General features: G+C 73.1%; 16 protein-coding genes and 1 tRNA gene. 7 read left to right on the forward strand and 10 right to left on the reverse strand.

Annotated features, from left to right (window positions below):
* Positions 1-2: 2 nt before the first annotated feature.
* A complete protein-coding gene (gene argS, locus GVV76_RS03005; RefSeq protein WP_159522268.1) occupies positions 3-1,679 on the reverse strand; it encodes an arginine--tRNA ligase in 1,677 nt (558 codons plus the stop codon).
* 187 nt (positions 1,680-1,866) lie between these two features.
* Here argS and GVV76_RS03010 point away from each other — a divergent pair.
* Positions 1,867-1,942, forward strand: a tRNA-Arg gene (locus GVV76_RS03010).
* A gap of 468 nt (positions 1,943-2,410) precedes the next feature.
* On the opposite strand, the gene GVV76_RS03015 is transcribed toward GVV76_RS03010, so the two are convergent.
* The 4 genes from GVV76_RS03015 to GVV76_RS03030 all read right to left on the reverse strand — a co-directional run bounded on the left by GVV76_RS03015 (position 2,411) and on the right by GVV76_RS03030 (position 7,451).
* Entirely contained in the window at positions 2,411-3,214 is an 804-nt protein-coding gene (locus GVV76_RS03015; RefSeq protein WP_159624887.1) for a glycerophosphodiester phosphodiesterase, read from the reverse strand.
* Positions 3,211-4,776 carry a peptidoglycan DD-metalloendopeptidase family protein gene (locus GVV76_RS10650; protein WP_328703555.1) on the reverse strand — a complete coding sequence of 522 codons (1,566 nt, stop codon included), beginning with the start codon at positions 4,774-4,776 and terminating at the stop codon, positions 3,211-3,213. Before GVV76_RS10650 ends, GVV76_RS03015 begins: the two co-directional genes overlap by 4 nt.
* Positions 4,777-4,983: 207 nt before the next feature.
* Positions 4,984-6,102, reverse strand: coding sequence for a hemolysin family protein (locus GVV76_RS03025; protein ID WP_159522260.1), 1,119 nt, complete (start codon positions 6,100-6,102; stop codon positions 4,984-4,986).
* Positions 6,099-7,451 carry a hemolysin family protein gene (locus GVV76_RS03030; RefSeq protein ID WP_175994056.1) on the reverse strand — a complete coding sequence of 451 codons (1,353 nt, stop codon included), beginning with the start codon at positions 7,449-7,451 and terminating at the stop codon, positions 6,099-6,101. Before GVV76_RS03030 ends, GVV76_RS03025 begins: the two co-directional genes overlap by 4 nt.
* 287 nt (positions 7,452-7,738) lie before the next feature.
* On the opposite strand from GVV76_RS03030, the gene GVV76_RS03035 reads away from it, so the two are divergent.
* Together GVV76_RS03035 and GVV76_RS03040 are read left to right on the forward strand one after the other, a co-directional pair.
* The gene (locus tag GVV76_RS03035) at positions 7,739-11,452 is read left to right on the forward strand and encodes a multifunctional oxoglutarate decarboxylase/oxoglutarate dehydrogenase thiamine pyrophosphate-binding subunit/dihydrolipoyllysine-residue succinyltransferase subunit (RefSeq protein WP_235904936.1); all 3,714 of its coding nucleotides are present in this window, start codon (positions 7,739-7,741) and stop codon (positions 11,450-11,452) included.
* A gap of 194 nt (positions 11,453-11,646) precedes the next feature.
* Positions 11,647-12,261, forward strand: coding sequence for a GDSL-type esterase/lipase family protein (locus GVV76_RS03040; protein WP_159522256.1), 615 nt, complete (start codon positions 11,647-11,649; stop codon positions 12,259-12,261).
* Positions 12,262-12,412: 151 nt separating this feature from the next.
* On the opposite strand, the gene GVV76_RS03045 is transcribed toward GVV76_RS03040, so the two are convergent.
* The 5 genes from GVV76_RS03045 to GVV76_RS03060 all read right to left on the reverse strand — a co-directional run bounded on the left by GVV76_RS03045 (position 12,413) and on the right by GVV76_RS03060 (position 14,310).
* The gene (locus GVV76_RS03045; RefSeq protein WP_159522254.1) at positions 12,413-12,682 is read right to left on the reverse strand and encodes a type II toxin-antitoxin system RelE family toxin; all 270 of its coding nucleotides are present in this window, start codon (positions 12,680-12,682) and stop codon (positions 12,413-12,415) included.
* Positions 12,679-12,903, reverse strand: a complete 225-nt coding sequence (relB, locus tag GVV76_RS03050; protein ID WP_159522252.1) for a type II toxin-antitoxin system RelB family antitoxin — start codon at positions 12,901-12,903, stop codon at positions 12,679-12,681. The genes GVV76_RS03045 and relB overlap by 4 nt, the downstream gene beginning before the upstream one ends.
* A 151-nt stretch (positions 12,904-13,054) precedes the next feature.
* A complete protein-coding gene (locus GVV76_RS10695; protein WP_370427841.1) occupies positions 13,055-13,129 on the reverse strand; it encodes a 50S ribosomal protein bL37 in 75 nt (24 codons plus the stop codon).
* 162 nt (positions 13,130-13,291) lie between these two features.
* Entirely contained in the window at positions 13,292-13,708 is a 417-nt protein-coding gene (rsrA, locus tag GVV76_RS03055) for a mycothiol system anti-sigma-R factor (RefSeq protein WP_159522250.1), read from the reverse strand.
* Positions 13,708-14,310, reverse strand: a complete 603-nt coding sequence (locus tag GVV76_RS03060) for a sigma-70 family RNA polymerase sigma factor (protein ID WP_175994136.1) — start codon at positions 14,308-14,310, stop codon at positions 13,708-13,710. Before GVV76_RS03060 ends, rsrA begins: the two co-directional genes overlap by 1 nt.
* 539 nt (positions 14,311-14,849) lie before the next feature.
* Between GVV76_RS03060 and GVV76_RS03065 the strand changes: the two genes are divergently transcribed.
* From GVV76_RS03065 to GVV76_RS03080, 4 genes are all read left to right on the forward strand, one after another.
* On the forward strand, positions 14,850-15,287 hold the full coding sequence (locus tag GVV76_RS03065) for a PadR family transcriptional regulator (protein ID WP_159624891.1): 438 nt from the start codon (positions 14,850-14,852) through the stop codon (positions 15,285-15,287).
* Positions 15,284-16,012: a hypothetical protein gene (locus GVV76_RS03070; protein WP_159624893.1), complete on the forward strand. Its 729-nt coding sequence runs from the start codon at positions 15,284-15,286 to the stop codon at positions 16,010-16,012. Before GVV76_RS03065 ends, GVV76_RS03070 begins: the two co-directional genes overlap by 4 nt.
* 77 nt (positions 16,013-16,089) lie before the next feature.
* Positions 16,090-16,596, forward strand: coding sequence for a DoxX family membrane protein (locus GVV76_RS03075; RefSeq protein WP_159625141.1), 507 nt, complete (start codon positions 16,090-16,092; stop codon positions 16,594-16,596).
* Positions 16,597-16,725: 129 nt separating this feature from the next.
* A complete protein-coding gene (locus tag GVV76_RS03080) occupies positions 16,726-19,050 on the forward strand; it encodes an NADP-dependent isocitrate dehydrogenase (protein WP_159624895.1) in 2,325 nt (774 codons plus the stop codon).
* Positions 19,051-19,130 lie beyond the last annotated feature (80 nt).

Consider the following 19,130-nt stretch of genomic DNA (forward strand, 5'->3'; position numbering starts at 1 on the left):
GCTCACATCCTCTCAGGAGCGCTGACCCCCAGCAGTCCCAGCCCATTCGCCAGGACCTGGCTGACGGCGTCGTTGAGCCACAGCCGGGCGACGTGGCCGGGGGTGATGGCGTCATCCCCCCGCGGGGTGACGCGGGTGGCGCCGTACCAGGTGTGGTAGGCGGCCGCGAGGGACTCCAGGTAGCGCGCCACGCGGTGCTGCTCGCGCAACTCGGCCGCCTGGGCAACCACCGCCGGGTACTGGGCGAGCGCGCCCAGGAGCGCGGCGTCGGCGGGATCGTCGAGGGCGGCGGGATCGAAGCCAGCCTCCCGCGTGACCCCGTGCTCGGCGGCGTTGCGAGCCACATTGCGAGTGCGGGCGTGGGCGTACTGGACGTAGTAGACCGGGTTGTCGTTAGAGGAGGAGGCCAGCAGGTCCAGGTCGATGTCGATCATCGAGTCCATGGACGAGCGAGTCAGGGCGTAGCGGGCGGCGTCCACGCCGACGGCGTCGACGAGGTCCTCCAGGGTGACGATCGTGCCGGCGCGCTTGGACATGCGCACCGGCTGCCCATCGCTCACGAGGTTGACGAGCTGGCCGATGAGGATCTGCATGTTGACCTGGGGAGTGTCCCCGAAGGCCGCGCACATGGCCATCATGCGGCCGATGTAGCCGTGATGGTCCGCGCCGAGCAGGTAGACGGCGCAGTCGGCGCCGCGCTCGCGCTTGTCCAGGTAGTAGGCCAGGTCCGCGGCGAAGTAGGCGGCGTTGCCATCGGACTTGATCAGGACGCGGTCCTTGTCGTCGCCGAAATCGGTGGTGCGCAGCCAGACGGCGCCGTCGTGGTCGTCGATGACGCCGCGGGAGCGCAGGCGCTCAATGGCGCGGTCCACGGCGCCGGAGGCGTGCAGGGAGTCCTCATGGAAGAAGACGTCGAAGTCGGAGCGGAAGGCGTGGAGCTCGGCCTTGATGGAGTCGAACATGAGGTCCACCCCGCGGGCGCGGAAGACCTCGGTGGCCTCGGCGTCGGGCAGGCTGGCGGGCTCGGGGCGGCCGGCGGCGACCTCGGAGCGGGTGACCTTCTCGGCGATCTCGCCGATGTAGGCGCCGCCATAGCCGTCCTCCGGGGTCTCCTGGCCGCGGGCCGCGGCCAGCAGGGAGCGGGCGAAGCGGTCGATCTGGGTCCCGTGGTCGTTGAAGTAGTACTCGCGGGTGATGCCGGCCCCGCAGGCGGCGAGGATACGGGCGAGGGAGTCCCCCACGGCGGCCCAGCGAGCGCCGCCGAGGTGCACCGGGCCGGTGGGGTTGGCGGAGACGTACTCGAGGTTGATGTGCTGGCCGGCCAGCGTCTCGTTGCGGCCGTAGGCCTCGCCCGCGGTGACGATCACGCGGGCGAGCTCGCCGGCGGAGGCGGCGTCGAGGCGGATGTTGAGGAAGCCGGGGCCGGCGACCTCGGCGGAGGCGACGCCGTCGAGGGCCTCGATGCGGGGGGCGAGGAGCTCGGCGAGGACGCGGGGGCTGGTCCCGGCCCGCTTGGCCAGCTGCATGGCGACATTGGTGGCCCAGTCGCCGTGGTCGCGGTTGCGCGGGCGCTCGACCTTGGGGAGCCCGATGTCCTCCGGGGCGAGGGCCAGGGAGCCGTCGTCGACGGCGGAGGCGAGGACTGTGCGGATTGCTGCGGCGAGCTCTTCTGGGGTCACGGCCGCAAGAGTACCGGACCCGGGCCGGGGCGCCCCGGGCGGGACCGGGACCCGAGCGGGGGCGGGATCCGGGCGGGGGCGGGACCCGAGCTCGTGGGCGCCCGGCTCCCGACCGGCGGGGCGGGAGGGCCGCGAACCGCCCGCCGGTTTCCCCCCTGGGCCGGGCACTGGTACAGTCGCGCAGCGGGCCCCGGTAGCTCAGTGGATAGAGCGTCTGCCTCCGGAGCAGAAGGTCGCAGGTTCGAATCCTGTCCGGGGCACCACCGAGCCCCCGCCCGGCGCGACGTCGGCGGGGGCTCCGTCGTCGTCGCCCCGCTCAGCGCGGCCGGGCATGGCGACGGCCGACGGAAGAGTCGAGGGCCCGTGGGACCGGGCTCTCACCCGGGCCCACGGGCCCTTCGCTCACGAGGCCGCTCGACTCCCCCGGTTCCCATGACAAGGGAGGAGCGGTCCTCCTTCACCGAAGCGAACGGAACGGGCTCCCTAAGACCCGCACCGATCTCGATGCGAAGCGGTCACCGGGTTCCCCAACCCTCGCGCCTCGCACCGTTCGGCGGCAGTCACTATGTAACCCGCCGGACCTGGGAGCACACCCCCTGTTGAACTGGGAAGCACCTGGGAAATGACGCCGAGTGGTGACGAATTCGCCCCGTGGCGCCCGAGCGCGGGACCACAGGCGCTCTCACGCGGGGCCGAGCGCCCCGCCAGTGGAGAGTGAACCGGTCTCGCTCTTATTTTCGACCGGTCTCGGCGCTGTTTTCGACCGGTCTCGCTCTTAGGGAGTGGAGGGCCAGGGCGGGACGGTCGGTGATGATCGCGTCCACGCCGAGGCCCGCCAGGCGCCGCATCTCCTCCGACTCGTCGACGGTCCACACGTGGACCTCCATGCCCGCGGCATGGGCGGCGGCGATGAGACGCCGGGTGACCACGGGCACGCCCCAGTGCGCCGTGGGCACCTGGGCCGCGTCGACCCGGCCGCCGCGGGAGAGGCGGTCGAGGACCGCACGCCGCAGCAGGCGCCTGGGAAGGGACGCCTCGGCGGACAGGAGCAGCGCGGCGATGTCCCGCATCCCCAGGGAGGAGCGAATGGTGGGCTCCAGGGCCCGGGCGCGGCCGAGCCGGCGCGAGGAGAACGAGGAGAAGCGCACCCGCTCCAGCGCGCCAGCCCCCCTCACCACGGCGATCGCCGCCTCGACGACGCGGTCGTCCTTGAGGTCGGCGTTGAGGCCCAGGCCCGGGTGGGCCTCAAGGGCCTCGTCGAGGCGCACGGGCGGGCGCCCGTCACCGGCGTCGACAGTGGCCAGGTCGGCCCAGCGCAGCTCCTCGATCATCCGGGGATCGCCCGTGGTGCGCTCCAGGCCCGGGTCGTGCGAGAGGACGACGACGCCGTCGGCGGTGGCGCGCAGATCCGTCTCCATCCACTCCAGCCCGAGCCGGACCGTGCGCTCCAGGGACAACCAGGTGTTCTCCGGGGCCTCGCCTCCCCCGCCCCGGTGGGCGATGACGGCGCAGCGGCGCCCCGGAGCAGGCGTCACGAGCAGTCCGTGGTGAGCGCTACGGCCTTGTTCTCCTTGAGCCAGGTCCACGGGTTGACGGTGGAGGAGTCCGCCACGTCGTTCTTGGTGCGGATCTCGAAGTGGAGGTGCGGGCCGGTGGAGTAGCCGGTAGAGCCCACGCCGGCGATGAGCTTGCCGGCCTCGACAGTGTCGCCCTTCTTGACGTAGATCCCGTCCGCGTACATGTGCAGGTAGGAGGAGTACCAAGTGGTGCCGTTGATGCGGTGCTCGATGGTGACGGTGCCGGTGCCGTCCACCATGCCGGCCTCGACCACGGTTCCCGAGGCGATCGCGTAGATGGGTGTGCCCACCGGGGCGGCCATGTCCTGCCCCGCGTGGAGCTTCTGGAAGCCCAGGGTCGGGTGGATGCGGTAGCCGTAGTCGGAGGACAGCTCGTAGGTCCCCGCGACCATCGGGTAGAAGAGCTCGGGAGTCTTGGTGAAGGCGCTGGTGTTCCCGGAGGCGCCGGAGCGCTGGGCGCAGGTCACCGCCGCGTTCTCGTAGGCCTCGCGGATGCGGGCCAGGGTCGCGGCGTCGGGGGCGTTGGAGAGCTCGGCGTCCGTGCCGGGCCCGAGGTCGGCGTCGGAGCCCAGCACGCCGGCTGACACGGAGGACGGCGTGCCGGCCGCGACACCCAGGTAGGCGGAGGCCGCCGCGGAGGAGGACCCGACCCCATTGTCCAGCACGCGGGCCTCGAGGGGCGCGACGACAGTGACAACGGCGAGCACGGCGAGAACGGCGACCCTGCTCGTGGTGCCGAGCAGGGTGCGGCGACGAGCGCGCGCCGGCGGGACGATGGCGTCAGCGTCCTCCAGGCCCCCAGGGGCCTCGAAGCCGGTGTCGGTGGGCTGCTCGGAGGATGGGATCTCCACCGTGGGCCCGTCGAAGCCGCGGCGCGAGCCCGACGCGGGGCCCGCGGGCGCGGCGGTGCCCCCATCCTGAGCGGGGGGCTCGCCGAAGGGCTTGAGCGCGTCGAGCCCGAGGGCGTCTTCGCGCGCGACCATCGCGGGGGCGTCCTCCCCGGCCGACAGCGGCCGCCAGATCGGGCCCTCGGCCTTGCCCCGGCGCTCCCAGCGCTCGGGATCCCGGGGGGCGGGCGAGGGGGGATACGCCCGAGGCGCCGCGGGCTCGGGCTGCGCGGCAAAACGCTCGATCGCGCTGGCGTACAGGGGCGAGTCGGGGAACTGGGTGGCAGCGCCGGCGGCGCGCGCGGCATGGAGGGCGCTGGCGGTACTGGGCGCGCTGCTCGCGGCCTCCCGCTCGGCCCGGCGACGCTCCTGCCGGAGGCGCTCGCAGCGGGTGGCCGGGGCCTGGGGCGCCGATGCGGCGCGACGGGGCGCGCTCGACCCGGCGGCGCTGAGGGTGGGGACGCTGGCCAGCGCCGCCGGCACACGTGAGGGGGGCTCCATCACTGCGCCGCCGAGTCCATCCGCACCGGGGACGGCACCCTCGGCCTGACCGCTCCCAGGCGCCGCGAGCGCGGCCCGGGCGGCCCGCTCCGCATCACGGCGCTGGCGGCGGGTCAGAGGAGGCTGGTTCACGCTGGGATTCTCCAGATCGTTCCGGGAACTTCCTCGGTCACCACCGGGGAGGCAGGGGTCGGGTCGGGCCGACGATCAACTCGGCCTCTTTCACCTTAGCGAGCCGACGCCGCGAGCGCCACATGGGCTGCGGCACGCAGCGGATCCGGGCAGGTCGTCACCGCTTCAGGAGGGCGCTGACTCATCCTCAGCGGCGTTGGGCCGCGGTCAATCCCGGTCCCTGCGCTGGTGCTCCTCGCGCTGCATGGCGTCGTTCACCTCGCCGACGAGCTCCTCGAGGATGTCCTCCAGGAAGACCACACCGATGGTCCGCTCACCGCGCCCCTGCCCGACGGGCTCGAGCACGCGCCCGAGGTGCGCCCCGGTGCGCTGCATGGCGGCGAGCACGTCCTCGACCTCGTCGTCGGCTCGCACCGGCACGAGCGCCCGCGAGCGCCAGGCGGGCACGGGCTCGCGGCGCTCGCGCTCATCGGCCCCCAGGATGTCCTTGAGGTGGATGTATCCGGTGATGATCAGTTCGGCGCCGTCCTCGCGGGCGGCCGCGGCGCCGTCGGGCCCGCCCGCCCGGGTGATCGGGAAGCGGGAGAACCCGGTGGAGGCGACCTGGCGCTCGACGTCCTCCGGGGTGCAGTCCAGGGGCAGGGTGACGAGCTCGCCGAGGGGCACCATGGCCGAGCGCGCGGTCTCCTCGGAGAACTCGATCGTGGAGCTCAGCAAGCCGGAGTCGTCGTCGAGGACACCCTCGGCGGTGGAGCGCTCGACGATCGCGGCGACCTCCTCGACGGTGTAGACGGCGGACACCTCGTCGCGCGGCTCCATGCCGAGCGCGCGCAGCACCCCGTTGGCGATCCCGTTGAGCCCGGCGATAACGGGCCCGACCAGCCGGGAGAGGGCCACGAGCGGCGGGGCGAGCCAGCGCACGGCGGATTCGGGAGCGGCGATGGAGAGGTTCTTGGGGACCATCTCACCGGCGACGACGTGCAGGAACACGACGATGACGAGGGCCGCGACGACGGCGGCCGCGTGAGCGCCGGACTCCCCCACGCCGACGGCGAGCAGAGGCCCGGCGAGCAGGTGGGCCAGGGCAGGCTCGGCGATGACGCCCAGTCCCGTGGAGCACAGGGTGACGCCGAGCTGGGCGGTGGCGAGCATGGCAGAGACGTGCTCAAGGGCCCACAGGGCGGTGCGGGCGCGGGCGTCGCCGGCCTCGGCCAGGGGCTCCAGGGCGGCGCGGCGGGAGGAGGTGACGGCGAACTCGGCGCCGACGAAGAAGGCGTTGCCCACCAGGAGGGCGACGGCGATGGCGAGGGCGACGGGGGCGCTCATGCGCGCGCTCCCCCCTCAGCGGGATCCTCGCCCGCCCCGGAGGCGCCGGCCGCCCCCACGGGGCGCACGCGCAAGCGGGTGATGCGCCGCCCCTCCATGGCCTCGACGATAAGCTCGGCCCGCGGCAGGGCCAGGCGGTCCCCGATGGCGGGGATGCGGGCGAGTTCGGTCATGACCAGGCCGCCGAGCGTCTCGTAGGGGCCGTCGTCGGGGACGTGGACGCCCGCGCGGGTGGCGAGCTCGTCGGGGCGCATCCAGCCAGGGACGATCCAGTCGCCGGAGGCCTCCAGGTGCGCGCCACCTCGGCGCCGGTCGTGCTCGTCGGCGACATCGCCCACAATCTCCTCGACGGCGTCCTCGAGGGTGACCACCCCGGCGGTGCCGCCGTACTCATCGACGACGACGGCCATCTGGACGCCCTGGGCGCGCAGCTCGACGAGCAGGGAGGCCAGGGGCATGGTCTCGGGCACGCGCGGGGCGGGCGTCATGAGCGAGGAGGAGGTCACGGGCACCTCGGCCCGCTTGGCGTGGGGAACGCCGATGGCGCGCCGCAGGTGGACGATGCCCTGAATGTCGTCGACGTCGTCACCGGTGACGGGGAAGCGGGAGTGGCCGGTGGCGCGGGCCAGGTCGACGACATCGGCGGCGGTGGCGCGCGCGGGCAGCGTGTGGAGGCGGCCGCGGTCGGTCATGACGTCGACAGCGCTCAGCTCGGCCACCAGGATGGAGCGGGTGAGCAGCGTGGCGGTGGAGGCGTCCAGCGCGCCCTCCTTGGCGCTGTGGCGCACGAGGGCGGCGAGCTCGCCGGCCGAGCGGGCGCCGCTGAGTTCCTCGGCGGGGGTGATGCCCAGCCGACGCAGGACGATGTTCGCCGTGGCGTTCAGGACACGGATCACCGGGGACAGGATCGTGGTGAAGCCGGACAGGAACGGGGTGACCAGCCCCGCAGCGCGCAGGGGGTCGGACAGGGTGGCGTTCTTGGGGATAAGCTCGCCGACGATCATGGAGAAGGCGTTGACCAGGACGAGGGCCAGGGTGACGGCGGCGCCGGCGGCCACGGACTGGGCCACCCAGCCCGACAGGAGCCCGTCGAGGATGTTGGCCAGGGCGTCCTGCATCGTGTAGCCCAGCAGGATCGTGGTCAGCGTGATGCCCACCTGCGCCCCGGACAGGAGCGTGGACAGGCGCCCCAGGGCCAGCCGCACCCGCTCGGCGCGGCGGTCGCCCGCGGCGGCGCGCGTCTCAACGGTGGAGGGGTCGAGGGCGACGAGGGAGAACTCCCCGGCGACGAAGACCGCTGTGCCCGCGGTCAGGAGGATGCCGACAAGGATCATGAGCGCGTCGCGCACGTCTCCCCTTTCCTATGGTGGTGGGCCGCACGCTACCACCGCGCCCGGGGCTCGCCCGGGCGGGGCCGGGGGACGGCTCTCTCCCTCCCCGTCAGCCGCGTCGCGCGCCGGTGCGATCCCGGCTCGCCCGCCGTTTCCCGGGAGCCAGGCCTCATGTGCCCGTAGACTTGGGCCAGCGCCCGGGCGCCGGTGCTCCGCGCATCACGGCCCGGCACCGCCGTCCCCGCTATCAGGAGAGATGAGCCGTGACCACCCCGCAGACCGCAGACTTCGGCGCCAACGAGTGGATGGTGGAGGAGAAGCGCGAGGCCTGGCTGGCCGACGCCTCCTCGGTGAGCGCGCCGTGGCGCGAGTTCTTCGAGGCGACGGGCCCCGTCGGCGGGCCCGGGCCGGAGGCGTACGGGGCGCTGCATGACGTCACGCGCTCGGACCTGCCCCCGGCCCCACCGTCGAGCACGGAGCCGCCGACCTCCCCCTACGCCCAGCGCCTGGCGGCCTGCCCCCGCTCCCCACAGGAGGTCCCCGCCGCGGACACCGACATCCGCCTCAAGGGGGCGGCGGCCCGGACGGCCAAGAACATGGAGGCCTCGCTGGCGATCCCCACGGCGACATCGGCCCGCGCCGTGCCGGCCAAGGTCCTCATCGAGAACCGGGCGATCATTAACGCCCACCTGGCGCGCACACGGGGCGGCAAGGCCTCCTTCACCCACCTCATCGGCTGGGCCGTGGTGGAGGCGCTGGCGGAGATGCCGGCGATGAACGTCTCCTACCGGCTCGACGACGATGGCCGCCCCACCCTGCGCTCCCCCGCGCACGTGGCTTTCGGGCTGGCGATCGACGCGCCGTCGTCCAAGGGCGAGCGGCGGCTGCTCGTGCCCTCCATCAAGGAGGCGGACCTGATGGACCTGGCCGGGTTCATCGCCGCCTATGAGGAGTTGGTGCGCAGGGCGCGCGCCGGGGGGCTGGGCGTCGAGGACTTCGCCGGCACCACGGTCACGCTCACCAACCCCGGCATGATCGGCACGCTGCACTCGGTGCCCCGGCTCATGAGCGGCCAGGGGCTCATCGTGGGCGTGGGCTCGATGGCCTACCCGGCGGCCTTCGCCGGGGCGAGCGAGGAGACCCTGGCCAGGCAGGGTATCGGCAAGGTCCTCACCCTGACATCCACCTACGACCACCGGGTCATCCAGGGAGCCGCGAGCGGGGAGTTCCTGCGCCTGGTGGAGCGCAAGCTCATGGGCCTCGACGGCTTCTGGGACCGCGCCTTCACCTCGATGCGCGTCCCGCACGAGCCGGTCGCCTGGCAGCGCGACACCACCTACGACCCCGAGCTCGAGACCGGCAAGCCCGCGCGGGTGGCCGAGCTCATCCACGCCTTCCGCCAGCGCGGGCACCTCGCCGCGGACACCGACCCGCTGACCTACCGCCAGCGCCACCACCCGGACCTGGACCTGACCTCCTATGGGCTGAGCCTGTGGGACCTGGACCGCTCCTTCCCCACCCGGGGGGTGGGAGGGGCCGGGCGGGCCACGCTGCGCGAGATCCTGTCCCTGCTGCGCGAGGCCTACTGCGGCACCGCCGGCATCGAGTACATGCACATCCAGGACCCGGCCCAGCGGGCGTGGTGGCAGGAGCGGCTCGAGGGCCCCCGCGCGCCGATGAGCGCCGACGAGCGCCGCCGGATCCTGGCCAAGCTCGTCCAGGCGGAGGCCTTCGAGACCTTCCTGCAGACGAAGTATGTCGGGCAGAAGCGCTTCAGCCTCGAGGGCGGGGAGTCCCTCATCGTGGCTCTCGACCGCCTCCTGGACGCCGCCGCCCACGACGGCCTGGACGAGGTGGTCATCGGCATGGCGCACCGCGGGCGCCTCAACGTGCTGACCAGCATCGCAGGCAAGTCCTACGGCCAGGTCTTCGACGAGTTCGAGGGCAACGGCGTCATCGTGGGGGCGGGCACCGGGGACGTGAAATACCACCTGGGCACGGAGGGGGTCTTCTCGGGCACCGACGGCGTGAGCACCCGGGTGTCGCTGGCCGCCAACCCTTCCCACCTGGAGACGGTCGACGGCGTCGTCGAGGGGATCACGCGCGCCAAGCAGGACCGGATCGGCCTGGGCGAGCGCGGGTACACGGTCATGCCGGTGCTCGTGCACGGCGACGCGGCCTTCGCGGGCCAGGGCGTGGTCTACGAGACCCTCAACATGAGCCAGCTGCCCGCCTACCGCGTCGGCGGGACGGTGCACATCATCGTCAACAACCAGATCGGCTTCACCACGGGGGCGGCCTCGGCGCGGTCCACCAACTACGCCACGGACCTGGCCAAGGGCCTGCAAGTGCCGATCTTCCACATCAACGCCAATGACCCTGAGATGGTGGCCCGCGCGGTGCGCCACGCCTACGAGTACCGGGCGGCCTTCCACAAGGACGTCATCATCGACCTCATCTGCTACCGGCGCCGCGGGCACAACGAGGGCGACGACCCCTCGATGACTCAGCCGGTCATGTACCGGCTCATCGACTCGCTGCCCTCCACGCGCGCCGTCTACACCACCGACCTGCTGGGGCGCGGGGAGATCACCGCCGAGCAGGCCGAGCGGATCGAGTCCTCCTTCCACGACGAGCTGGAGCGGATCTTCGCCTCCACGCGCGCCCAGGCGCCGGGCGGGCCCGAGGCCGGCCCGGCGGCGGCGCCCGTGGGCGAGGACGCCTCGCTGGCCGACCCGACGACGGTGGGCCGATTCCCCGGCGGCCTGGGGGTCCCAGCCTCCCAGGAGGCCGGAGCGGGCATGATGATCGGCTGGAGGAGCGCCGTCGAGCCGGGCGTCATCGAGCGCATCGGGGACGCCCAGGTGGCCTGGCCCGAGACCTTCACCGTCCACCCCAGGCTGGAGCCGATGCTGCGCCGCCGCCAGGCCGCCAGCCGCGCCGGCGGCATCGACTGGGCCTTCGCCGAGCTCATCGCCCTGGGCTCACTGCTCATGGAGGGCGTGCCGGTGCGCCTGGCCGGGGAGGACGCGCGCCGAGCCACCTTCGCCCAGCGGCACGCCGTCCTGCACGACCACAGCACGGGCGCGGAGTGGACTCCCCTGGACTTCCTCACCCCCGGCCAGGCGCCCCTGGAGATCTACGACTCCCTGCTCAGCGAGTACGCGACCTTGGCCTTCGAGTACGGCTACTCCGTGGAGCGGCCCGAGGGGCTGACGCTGTGGGAGGCCCAGTTCGGGGACTTCGCCAACGGGGCGCAGTCGGTCATCGACGAGTACGTCACCTCCGCGTCCCAGAAGTGGGGTCAACGCTCGGGCCTGGTCATGCTCCTGCCCCACGGGCAGGAGGGCCAGGGGCCGGACCACTCCTCGGCGCGCATCGAGCGCTACCTGCAGATGTGCGCGCAGGAGAACATGCGCGTGGTGATGCCGTCGACCCCGGCCAACCACTTCCACCTGCTGCGCGAGCAGGCCTACTCCCGGCCGCGCCGCCCGCTCATCGTGTTCACTCCCAAGCAGTTGCTGCGCCTCAAGGCCGCCACGAGCCCGGTGGAGGCCCTCACCTCCGGCTCCTTCCAGCCGGTGATCGGGGAGGTCGATGCGGCGATCTCGCGCGGGGGCGGCGTGGACCGGGTGCTCCTGTGCTCGGGCAGGGTCTACTACGACCTCATGGCTGAGAGGGAGCGGCGCGGGGACGCCTCCACGGCGATCGTGCGCCTGGAGCAGCTCTACCCGCTCGACGGCGAGGCGATCGAGGCGGCTCTGGCGCCCTTCCGGGGCGCGGAGGTCGTCTGGGTGCAGGACGAGCCGAGGAACCTGGGGGTCTGGCCCTTCCTCGCCCTCGCCGCCCCCGCCGGGCTGGCCCGGCGCCTCTGGCCCGCGGGCCATCGGGGCGGCCTTGACGACGGCGCGGCCCACTGCGTGTCGCGCCCGGCGGCGGCCTCCCCCGCGCCCGGCACGGCGGGGCTGTACAAGCGCCAGCAGGAGACGCTGGTGGCCCAGGCGTTCGACCGCTCCTGACGGCACCGGTCCCGGGGCGCGGAGGGGTGGCCGGGGGGGTGGCCCGCGCCTCCCGGGCCCTTCCCGCCCCCGGGCCCCGGCGCGCGGGTGCCGCGCCCGCAGCGCGCCGCCGGGATCGGGAGGGCCGGATCGGTAGTCTGGGGCCACTGGGGGCCACTGATCGGGAGGACTCCCGCACGAACAGGAGACCGTCAATGAGCGCAGCAGCCGTCCCTGGAGCGGCCGACGCCAACAGGATCCACTTCATCGGCGATGAGATCGTCGCCGGCTACGGCGATGCGCGGGCGCTGGGCTGGACCGGCCGTGTCCTGGCGCGCACGCCCCGCGAGGCTGACCTGCTCCCCTCCACCCTGGCGATCCCCGGGGAGACCCTCGCCCAACTCGCCGAGCGCTGGCACGCCGAGGTGGCGCCGCGCTCCACCCACACCCGGGACAACCGGCTCGTCATCGGCATCGGCGTCGGGGATGTGCTGGCGGGCATGTCCGCAGCGCGCTCGCGCCTGGCCCTGGCCAACATCCTCGACAAGGCCTCCAGCGAGCACCGGCCCTGCTTCGTCGTCGGCCCTCCGCCGCTCCCCCACGCGGACACCGATGCGACGGCGGCGCTGTCGCACGCGGCGGCCGAGGTGTGCCGGCGCCGCTCCACGCCCTACGTGGAGGTCTTCGACCCGCTGCGCCACCACGACCAGTGGCTCACGGACGTGGCCGGGGGCGCCGGGCACCCGGCCCAGACCGGCTACGGGCTCATGGCCTGGCTCGTGCTGCACCGCGGCTGGTACGAGTGGCTGGGGGTTGAGGCCCCCGCCTGAGGCCTCCGACGGCGCGAGGCGGGCACCGCCCTCATGGGGAGGCCTGGAGGGCGGGCTGGCTCCGGCGGCTCCACTACGCGCGAGGGGATGGCATGTGGCGATGACTTATGCGCGCTCGCGCGCCATCGCATCGGCGGTGACCGTCACGGGATCAGCGTCGGTAGATCACCGAACGGTGCCCGATCTCAATGGCCAGGACGATCAACTCCTCGTCACGGATGTCGCACAGCACTCGGTAGTCACCGATCCGATACCTCCACGCCCCGCTCAACTCACCGCTCAGCGCCTTCCCCCGCTCCCTGGGGTCTTGGGCGCCGTCGATATTCTTGTTGAGCCACGCGACAATAACGCGAGCTGTTCCGCGATCCATCTTGGCGAGCTGTTTGTCCGCGCGTTTGGAGTAGAGGAGCCGGTAGTTCATGCGTACTTGCGCGCCATCGCATCGGCGGTGACCGTCACGGGATCAGCGTCGTGCTCCGCCCGCGCCTCCTGCCATGTCTTGAGATCGGTCTCATCCTCGATGCGCTCCAGAGCCGCGGTCCTCATGAACTCGGACAGGCTCTGGCCGAAGGCCGAGGCGTAATCCTGGATGATGGCTTTCTCCTCCGCCGCCAGGCGCAGGGTGATCGATGTCGCGCTCATGCGCACCTCCTCCGCAAGACATTGTAAGGCAGGCTCTGGCCGAAGGCCGAGGCGCGGCGGCTCCCAAGAGGATGGCCGCGCGACACGGCGGCGGCCGATCACCCATGTGATCGGCCGCCGCCGTTCGATGCTCGGGGCGTTGCCGCCCGACTCAGGCGTTGGGGCGCTTGCCGTGGTTAGCCCCGCCCTTGGCCCGGGCCCTGCGCTTGCGACCGCGCTTGCTCATGGTTGCCTCCTCGTGTCAGATCTGCCCCACGAGGGGGCAAGGAACGCGCACCATCCTCCCACACCGCGCCGAGGGCCGGCCAATCGGATGGGGCCCCTTCGGCGTGCGCCTGGACACAGGCCGGGCGCGCGCCCGCGAGGACCGCGAGCCGGCGCGGGCTCCTCAGTCCCGCTCGACGCGCATCGAACTCGTCCGGGTGACGGTCACCCGGGAGCCGTCCCTGGAGACGGTGGTTGAGGTCGTCCGCGACACGGAGGCGACGCCGCTCGTCCCGCGCAGGACGGCGAGCCGCCCCAGGACCCGGGCGCGGAGCTCGGGCGGCGCCTGCTCGGCGCAGCGCGAGCGGATGATGGCGCGCAGGTGCTGCTCGGCGTCGGCGATCTGCGCGCAGTGCGCGCAGTCGGCCACGTGCCGCGCCAGGCGCTCGGCGACGGAGCGCTCGCACTCATGGTCGAGGAAGGCCTGGAGGTGGGCGATCATCTCCTCACAGGAGACACAGGTGCCCTCCGAGGACGCGGGCTTCCCGGCCTCACCGGTCGCGGCGCCACGAGCGACGGCGCTGGCGTCGGGCGCGCCCATCACTCGCCCTCCTCGTCGTCGCCGGGGAGGTAGCCGAGCTGGCGGGCATGGTCGGCCAGGAGCTCGCGCAACTGGCGGCGCCCGCGGTGCAGGCGGGACATGACGGTGCCGATCGGGGTGCCCATGATCTCGGCGATCTCCTTGTAGGCGAACCCCTCGACGTCGGCGAGGTAGACGGCTAGACGCCTCTCCTCGGTCAACTCGTTGAAGGCCGCCTTGATCTCCTCGTCAGGCATGTCGTCCAGCGCGAGGGACTCCGCGCTCGGCAGCCCGACGGAATCGTGGGAGGCGGCGCGGTGGAGCTGCCAGTCCTCGACGGCGTCAGCGTCGGACTGCAGGGGCTCGCGCTGCTTCTTGCGATAGGAGTTGATGAAGGTGTTGGTCAGGATCCGGTAGAGCCAGGCCTTGAGGTTGGTGCCGGGGCGGTACTGGTGGAAGGAGGCGAAGGCCTTGGCGTAGGCGTCCTGGACGAGGTCCTCGGCGTCGGAGCGGTTGCGCGTCATGCGCAGGGCGGCGCCGTAGAGCTGGTCGAGGTAGGGCAGGGCCTCGGCTTCGAATCGGGCGGCACGGGCCTCGGCGTCCTCGTCGGCGGGAGCTCGCATAGGAGTGTCGCGGTGGTCGCCGAACTCCTGGGCGTCATCAAGGATGACGCTCCCGGGAGTCGGCGCGGCTGAGGACTCGCCGGTGAGGCGGTCCTCGTCGTCGATCGTGCTCGCGGAGCGCTCGCCGCGCTGGGTCTGCTGGTGGGTCATCACCGGCGAGCCTAGCGCGATGCGCCGCGCGGCGCGGGAGGGCCGGCGCGGGGCCCCACCCGTCAAAGAGGCGATAACAGGCGTCATCAGGGCCACAGGGCTGGACGGTGCGGACGTCTCGATCATCACAGTCACGCATCATCCAACGACGACGGCACCGCGCTTGTTCCCGCTCCGGCGTCGCGCGCCTCACCCCCGACACACCGTCTCGCCCCGCCCTTGCGCCCTCGAACGACGACGATGAGGGTGCAAGGGCGGGGCGAGGCGGTTTCCGCGGCCTCAGAACGCATGACCAAGCCGCATCAGCCTGAACCAGCCCCACAGCCGTTGACGCCAGGTACCTTGTAGTGCAAGATATTTGGCATGACCGGGAACGCGAGGTGGAGGGGATGAGCAAGGAGATGTCCGCAACAGCAAGAGCCCCGAAGGGGACCGCGGCTGGCGCCGCGGAGCCGCAACTGCGCAAGGGAGCCCTCGAACTCGCCGTTCTGGCCCTGGTCGAGCGCGCGGAGCCGGACGGCATCTACGGCGGCGCCCTCATCGAGGAACTCTCCGCCCTGCCCACGCTCACCGCCCCCCAGGGAACCGTCTACCCGCTCCTGTCCCGCCTGCGCGCCGCCGGCGTCGTGGAGACCACCTGGCAGGAGTCCCCCAGTGGGCCACCCCGGCGCTACTACCTGCTGACAGAGGCCGGTCGAGAGCGACTGGCGGCCCAGCGACGGGTCTGGCTGGCGCTCAGCCGCGACATGGCCGCCCTCCTGGACAGCGCGGCAACGACAACCAGGGCGCGCGGCACGAGGACGCGCGAGGAAGGAGAACCAAGATGAGTACGGACGAGACCCGCGCCCCCAAGGAGCGCGCGACGCCCACGGAGCCCACCGCGTGGGAGGAGGCCTCCTGGGACGCGGGCGGGGACCCCTCAGCCCTCCGCGTCCTCGGCATCCCCGTCTCCCTCGATCCACGAGGCCTGCGCGAGCGCTCCGCCCGCCACTTCTCCCCGACGGACCCGGTGCTCGTTCCCCGCGCATGGGGCATCGGCTGGGACCTCAACCTCGGGGCCCTCGCGACGAGGGCGGGCTGGATCAACCCGGATGACCTGGGCGATGACCTGCGCCTGGGCCCGGCGGGAATGAGGGCGCTCAGCCTGGCGCCGGCCGCCCTCGCTGTGGGAGCGGCCGCGGGCGTCATCGTCACCAGCGGGCGGGTCCCATCGACGGCGCGCTCTCGACCTCGGGCGGTGCCGACGACGTCGAGCGCGGCCATCGCGCCCATTGCGCTGGCCGCACTCATGGCCACCGCGCTGGGCGCCGTCGACCTCGCGCTCGACGCGCCTCTACCGCAGCGCCTCGGCCACACCACCGCCTCGCTCCTGCTTACCGGCGCCGGGATCGCCGGCGCGATCCAGCAGCGGGGAGGCGCCGGCCGCGCCCGGCGGGCGGCGGTCGTCGTCGGGGCCGCCACCGCGGCCACGGGCCTCGCCATCACCGCGACCCGGGCCGCGATCCGCCGCGCCATGAAGGCCACCACCACGAGCGGCCAGGAGCAGTCATGAGCAGCGCAACCACCGCGGCGCGGACTCGCGGAGCCCTGGGCCTGGCCCGCGCCGCCGAGGTGGGCCAGGATAGGGGCATGGATCTTCTGCGCGCCGTCGCCCGTCCCCTGCTCGCCGCGAGCTTTGTCGTCGATGGCATCGACGCGATCGCCCGCCCCAAGCGCCACGTCGAGAAGATGAGGCGGGTAACGCCCATCCTGGAGCGCGTGGGCGTCCCGCCGGTCATGGACTCCGACGCCGCCCTGGCCACCCGCGCCCTCGGCGCCGTGAGCGTCGCCGCGGGCCTGGGCCTGGCCACTGGCCGCACGCCGCGCACGAGCGCCGCCGTGCTGGCCGCGATCAACGTGCCGCTCGCCGTCGTCAACCACCCGGCGTGGGCGGTCAAGGGCAGGGAGGCGCGCCTTGACGCCGTCTCCGGGCTCCTGCGCCGGGGCGCGCTGGGCGCGGGCCTCCTGCTGGCCTGCGTGGACCGCGCCGGCCGTCCCTCGCTGGCGTGGCGCGCCGCGAACAAGCGGGAGCAGCGCCAGGCGATCCAGGCCGCGAGGGCCGCGGTGCGCCAGCGCTATGAGGGCGCCTCCGCCTAACCCGCCCACGGGACGGCGCCGTCCAGTGCCGGCCGGCTCTGTCCAGCGCCGGATGGCTCTGTCCAGTGCCGGCCCGTACCGCCCCATCCCACGTCCACCGCCGCTACGCCGCCCCGAGGAGCCGTTCCAGTGACCGACCACCAGATCACCGCCACCGAGCCCGACATCGTCTGGACCCGCACGGATGAGGCCCCCATGCTGGCCTCGGCCTCCTTCCTGCCGATCGTGGAGGCCTACACGCGCGCGGCGGGGGTGAGCATTGGCGTCGCCGACATCTCCCTGGCGGGGCGCATCCTGGCGGCCTTCGGGCTGGCTGACGACGGCCTGGCCCGCCTGGGCGACCTCACCTCCTCCCCGAGCGCCACGATCATCAAGCTCCCCAACATCTCCGCCTCCCTGCCCCAGCTCAAGGCCGCGATCGCCGAGCTGCGGGGGCAGGGCTTCGACATCCCCGAGTACCCGGACGCCCCCGCCTCGCCCCTGGCGGAGGAGGTCCGCGCCGCCTATGACGCGATCAAGGGCAGCGCCGTCAACCCCGTCCTACGCCAGGGCAACTCCGACCGGCGCGCCCCCGCCTCCGTCAAGGCCTACGCCCGCTCCCACCCGCACTCCATGGGTGAGTGGTCCCCTGAGTCGCGCACCCGCGTGGCCACCATGGACGAGGGCGACTTCAAGCACAACGAGCGCAGCGTCATCGTGAGCGAGGGCGGCGCCCTGGAGATCCGCTTCGTGCCCGCGGGCGGTGGCGAGCCCCGCGTGCTGCGCGACCACCTGACCGTCACGGCGGGCGAGGTCGTGGACGCCACGCGCATGAGCGCCACCGCCCTCGACTCCTTCCTGGCCGCGCAGGCGGCCGCCGCCAAGGAGGAGGGACTGCTGCTGTCGGTCCACCTCAAGGCCACGATGATGAAGGTCTCCGACCCGGTCATCTTCGGGCGCGCCGTCGCCTCCGTCATCCCGAGGACGCTGGCCGAGCACGGGGACGCGCTCGCCGCCGCCGGGCTGCGGGTCGAGGACGGGCTCGCCTCGATCCTCGCCGGGCTCGATGGGCTGGAGGGCGGGGAGGCGATCCGCGATTCGATCACCGCCGAGCTGGCCGACGGCCCGACGATCTCCATGGTCGATTCGGACAAGGGCATCACCAACCTCCATGTGCCCTCCGATGTCATCATCGACGCCTCCATGCCGGCGATGATCCGCCGCGGGGGAACCCTGTGGGATGCCGACGGCGAGCTGCGCGACACCCTCGCCGTCATCCCCGACTCCTCCTACGCGGGCGTCTACGAGGCCGTCATCGAGGACTGCAAGGCCCATGGCGCCCTTGACCCCACCACCATGGGCACGGTCCCCAACGTGGGGCTCATGGCCCGCAAGGCCGAGGAGTACGGGAGCCACGACAAGACTTTCATCATGGACGCCGCGGGGCAGGTCGAGGTGGCGGCGATCGAGGGGGCGGGGGTGGAGCCCGGCACCGTGCTGCTCTCCCACGAGGTTGAGGCCGGGGACATCTGGCGCGCCTGCGCGACGCAGGACGCCCCCATCCGCGACTGGGTGCGCCTGGCCATCGCCCGCGCCCGCGCCACCGGGGCTCCCGCCGTGTTCTGGCTCGACCCGGAGCGCGCCCACGACGCCGTCCTCATCTCGCTCGTCACGCGCTACCTGGCTGAGGAGGGCGTGACCCTGACCGAGGGCGGCGACGGCGCCGATGAGCGCGCGAAGAAGGCCGACGGCGATGACGCCCCCGTGGAGGACTCGGCGGATGGCGCCGGGCTCGACATCCGCATCCTCGACCCGGTGGCGGCCACGCGCCTATCCCTGGAGCGGGCGCGCCGGGGCGAGGACACGATCTCCGTGACCGGCAACGTCCTGCGCGACTACAACACCGATCTCTTCCCGATCCTGGAGTTGGGCACGAGCGCCAAGATGCTCTCAGTGGTGCCCCTCATGAGCGGTGGGGGCCTGTACGAGACGGGCGCGGGCGGCTCGGCCCCCAAGCACGTCGCCCAGCTGCTGGCGGAGAATCACCTGCGCTGGGACTCCCTGGGCGAGTACCTGGCCTTGGCCGAGGCCCTGCGCCATGTGGCCGACCGCGGCGGAAAGCCGGCCGCCGCCCTCCTCGCCGATGCCCTCGACACCGCCACGACCGCATTCCTGGAGGCCGACCACTCCCCGGGCCGCAAGCGCGGCCAGATCGACAACCGCGGCTCCTCCGCGTGGCTCGCCCTGGAGTGGGCGCGCGCCCTGGCCGCCCAGTCTGAGGACCCCGAGTTGGCCGGCGCCTTCCGCCCCGTCGCCGAGGAGTTGGAGGCCGTCATGGGCACGATCCAGTCCGAGATGCTCGCCGTCCAGGGAGGCGCCGTGGACATCGGCGGCTACTACCACCCCGACGCCGAGCTCACCGCCGCCGTCATGCGCCCCAGCGCCACTCTCAACGCGGTCATCAACGGGATCTAAGACCCGCCCAGGAGAGGCGGCCCCCGCGCGGCAGGGGCCACGCGCAGCAGGGACCACAGCCCTCCCGTGGTGACGGGCCC

Origin of the sequence: Actinomyces sp. zg296 (assembly GCF_009829695.1) — a bacterium.
In the GTDB taxonomy this organism is placed as follows: domain Bacteria; phylum Actinomycetota; class Actinomycetes; order Actinomycetales; family Actinomycetaceae; genus Actinomyces; species Actinomyces marmotae.

What these genes read in the sequence shown, in the direction of transcription:
- GVV76_RS03025 (WP_159522260.1), bottom strand. Translation starts at nt 6,102, where the DNA reads ATGAGCGCCCCCGTCGCCCTCGCCATCGCCGTCGCCCTCCTGGTGGGC.
- GVV76_RS03035 (WP_235904936.1), top strand. Translation starts at nt 7,739, where the DNA reads ATGGTGGAGGAGAAGCGCGAGGCCTGGCTGGCCGACGCCTCCTCGGTG.
- GVV76_RS03040 (WP_159522256.1), top strand. Translation starts at nt 11,647, where the DNA reads ATGAGCGCAGCAGCCGTCCCTGGAGCGGCCGACGCCAACAGGATCCAC.
- GVV76_RS03045 (WP_159522254.1), bottom strand. Translation starts at nt 12,682, where the DNA reads ATGAACTACCGGCTCCTCTACTCCAAACGCGCGGACAAACAGCTCGCC.
- relB (WP_159522252.1), bottom strand. Translation starts at nt 12,903, where the DNA reads ATGAGCGCGACATCGATCACCCTGCGCCTGGCGGCGGAGGAGAAAGCC.
- rsrA (WP_159522250.1), bottom strand. Translation starts at nt 13,708, where the DNA reads ATGGGCGCGCCCGACGCCAGCGCCGTCGCTCGTGGCGCCGCGACCGGT.
- GVV76_RS03060 (WP_175994136.1), bottom strand. Translation starts at nt 14,310, where the DNA reads ATGCGAGCTCCCGCCGACGAGGACGCCGAGGCCCGTGCCGCCCGATTC.
- GVV76_RS03065 (WP_159624891.1), top strand. Translation starts at nt 14,850, where the DNA reads ATGAGCAAGGAGATGTCCGCAACAGCAAGAGCCCCGAAGGGGACCGCG.
- GVV76_RS03070 (WP_159624893.1), top strand. Translation starts at nt 15,284, where the DNA reads ATGAGTACGGACGAGACCCGCGCCCCCAAGGAGCGCGCGACGCCCACG.
- GVV76_RS03075 (WP_159625141.1), top strand. Translation starts at nt 16,090, where the DNA reads ATGGATCTTCTGCGCGCCGTCGCCCGTCCCCTGCTCGCCGCGAGCTTT.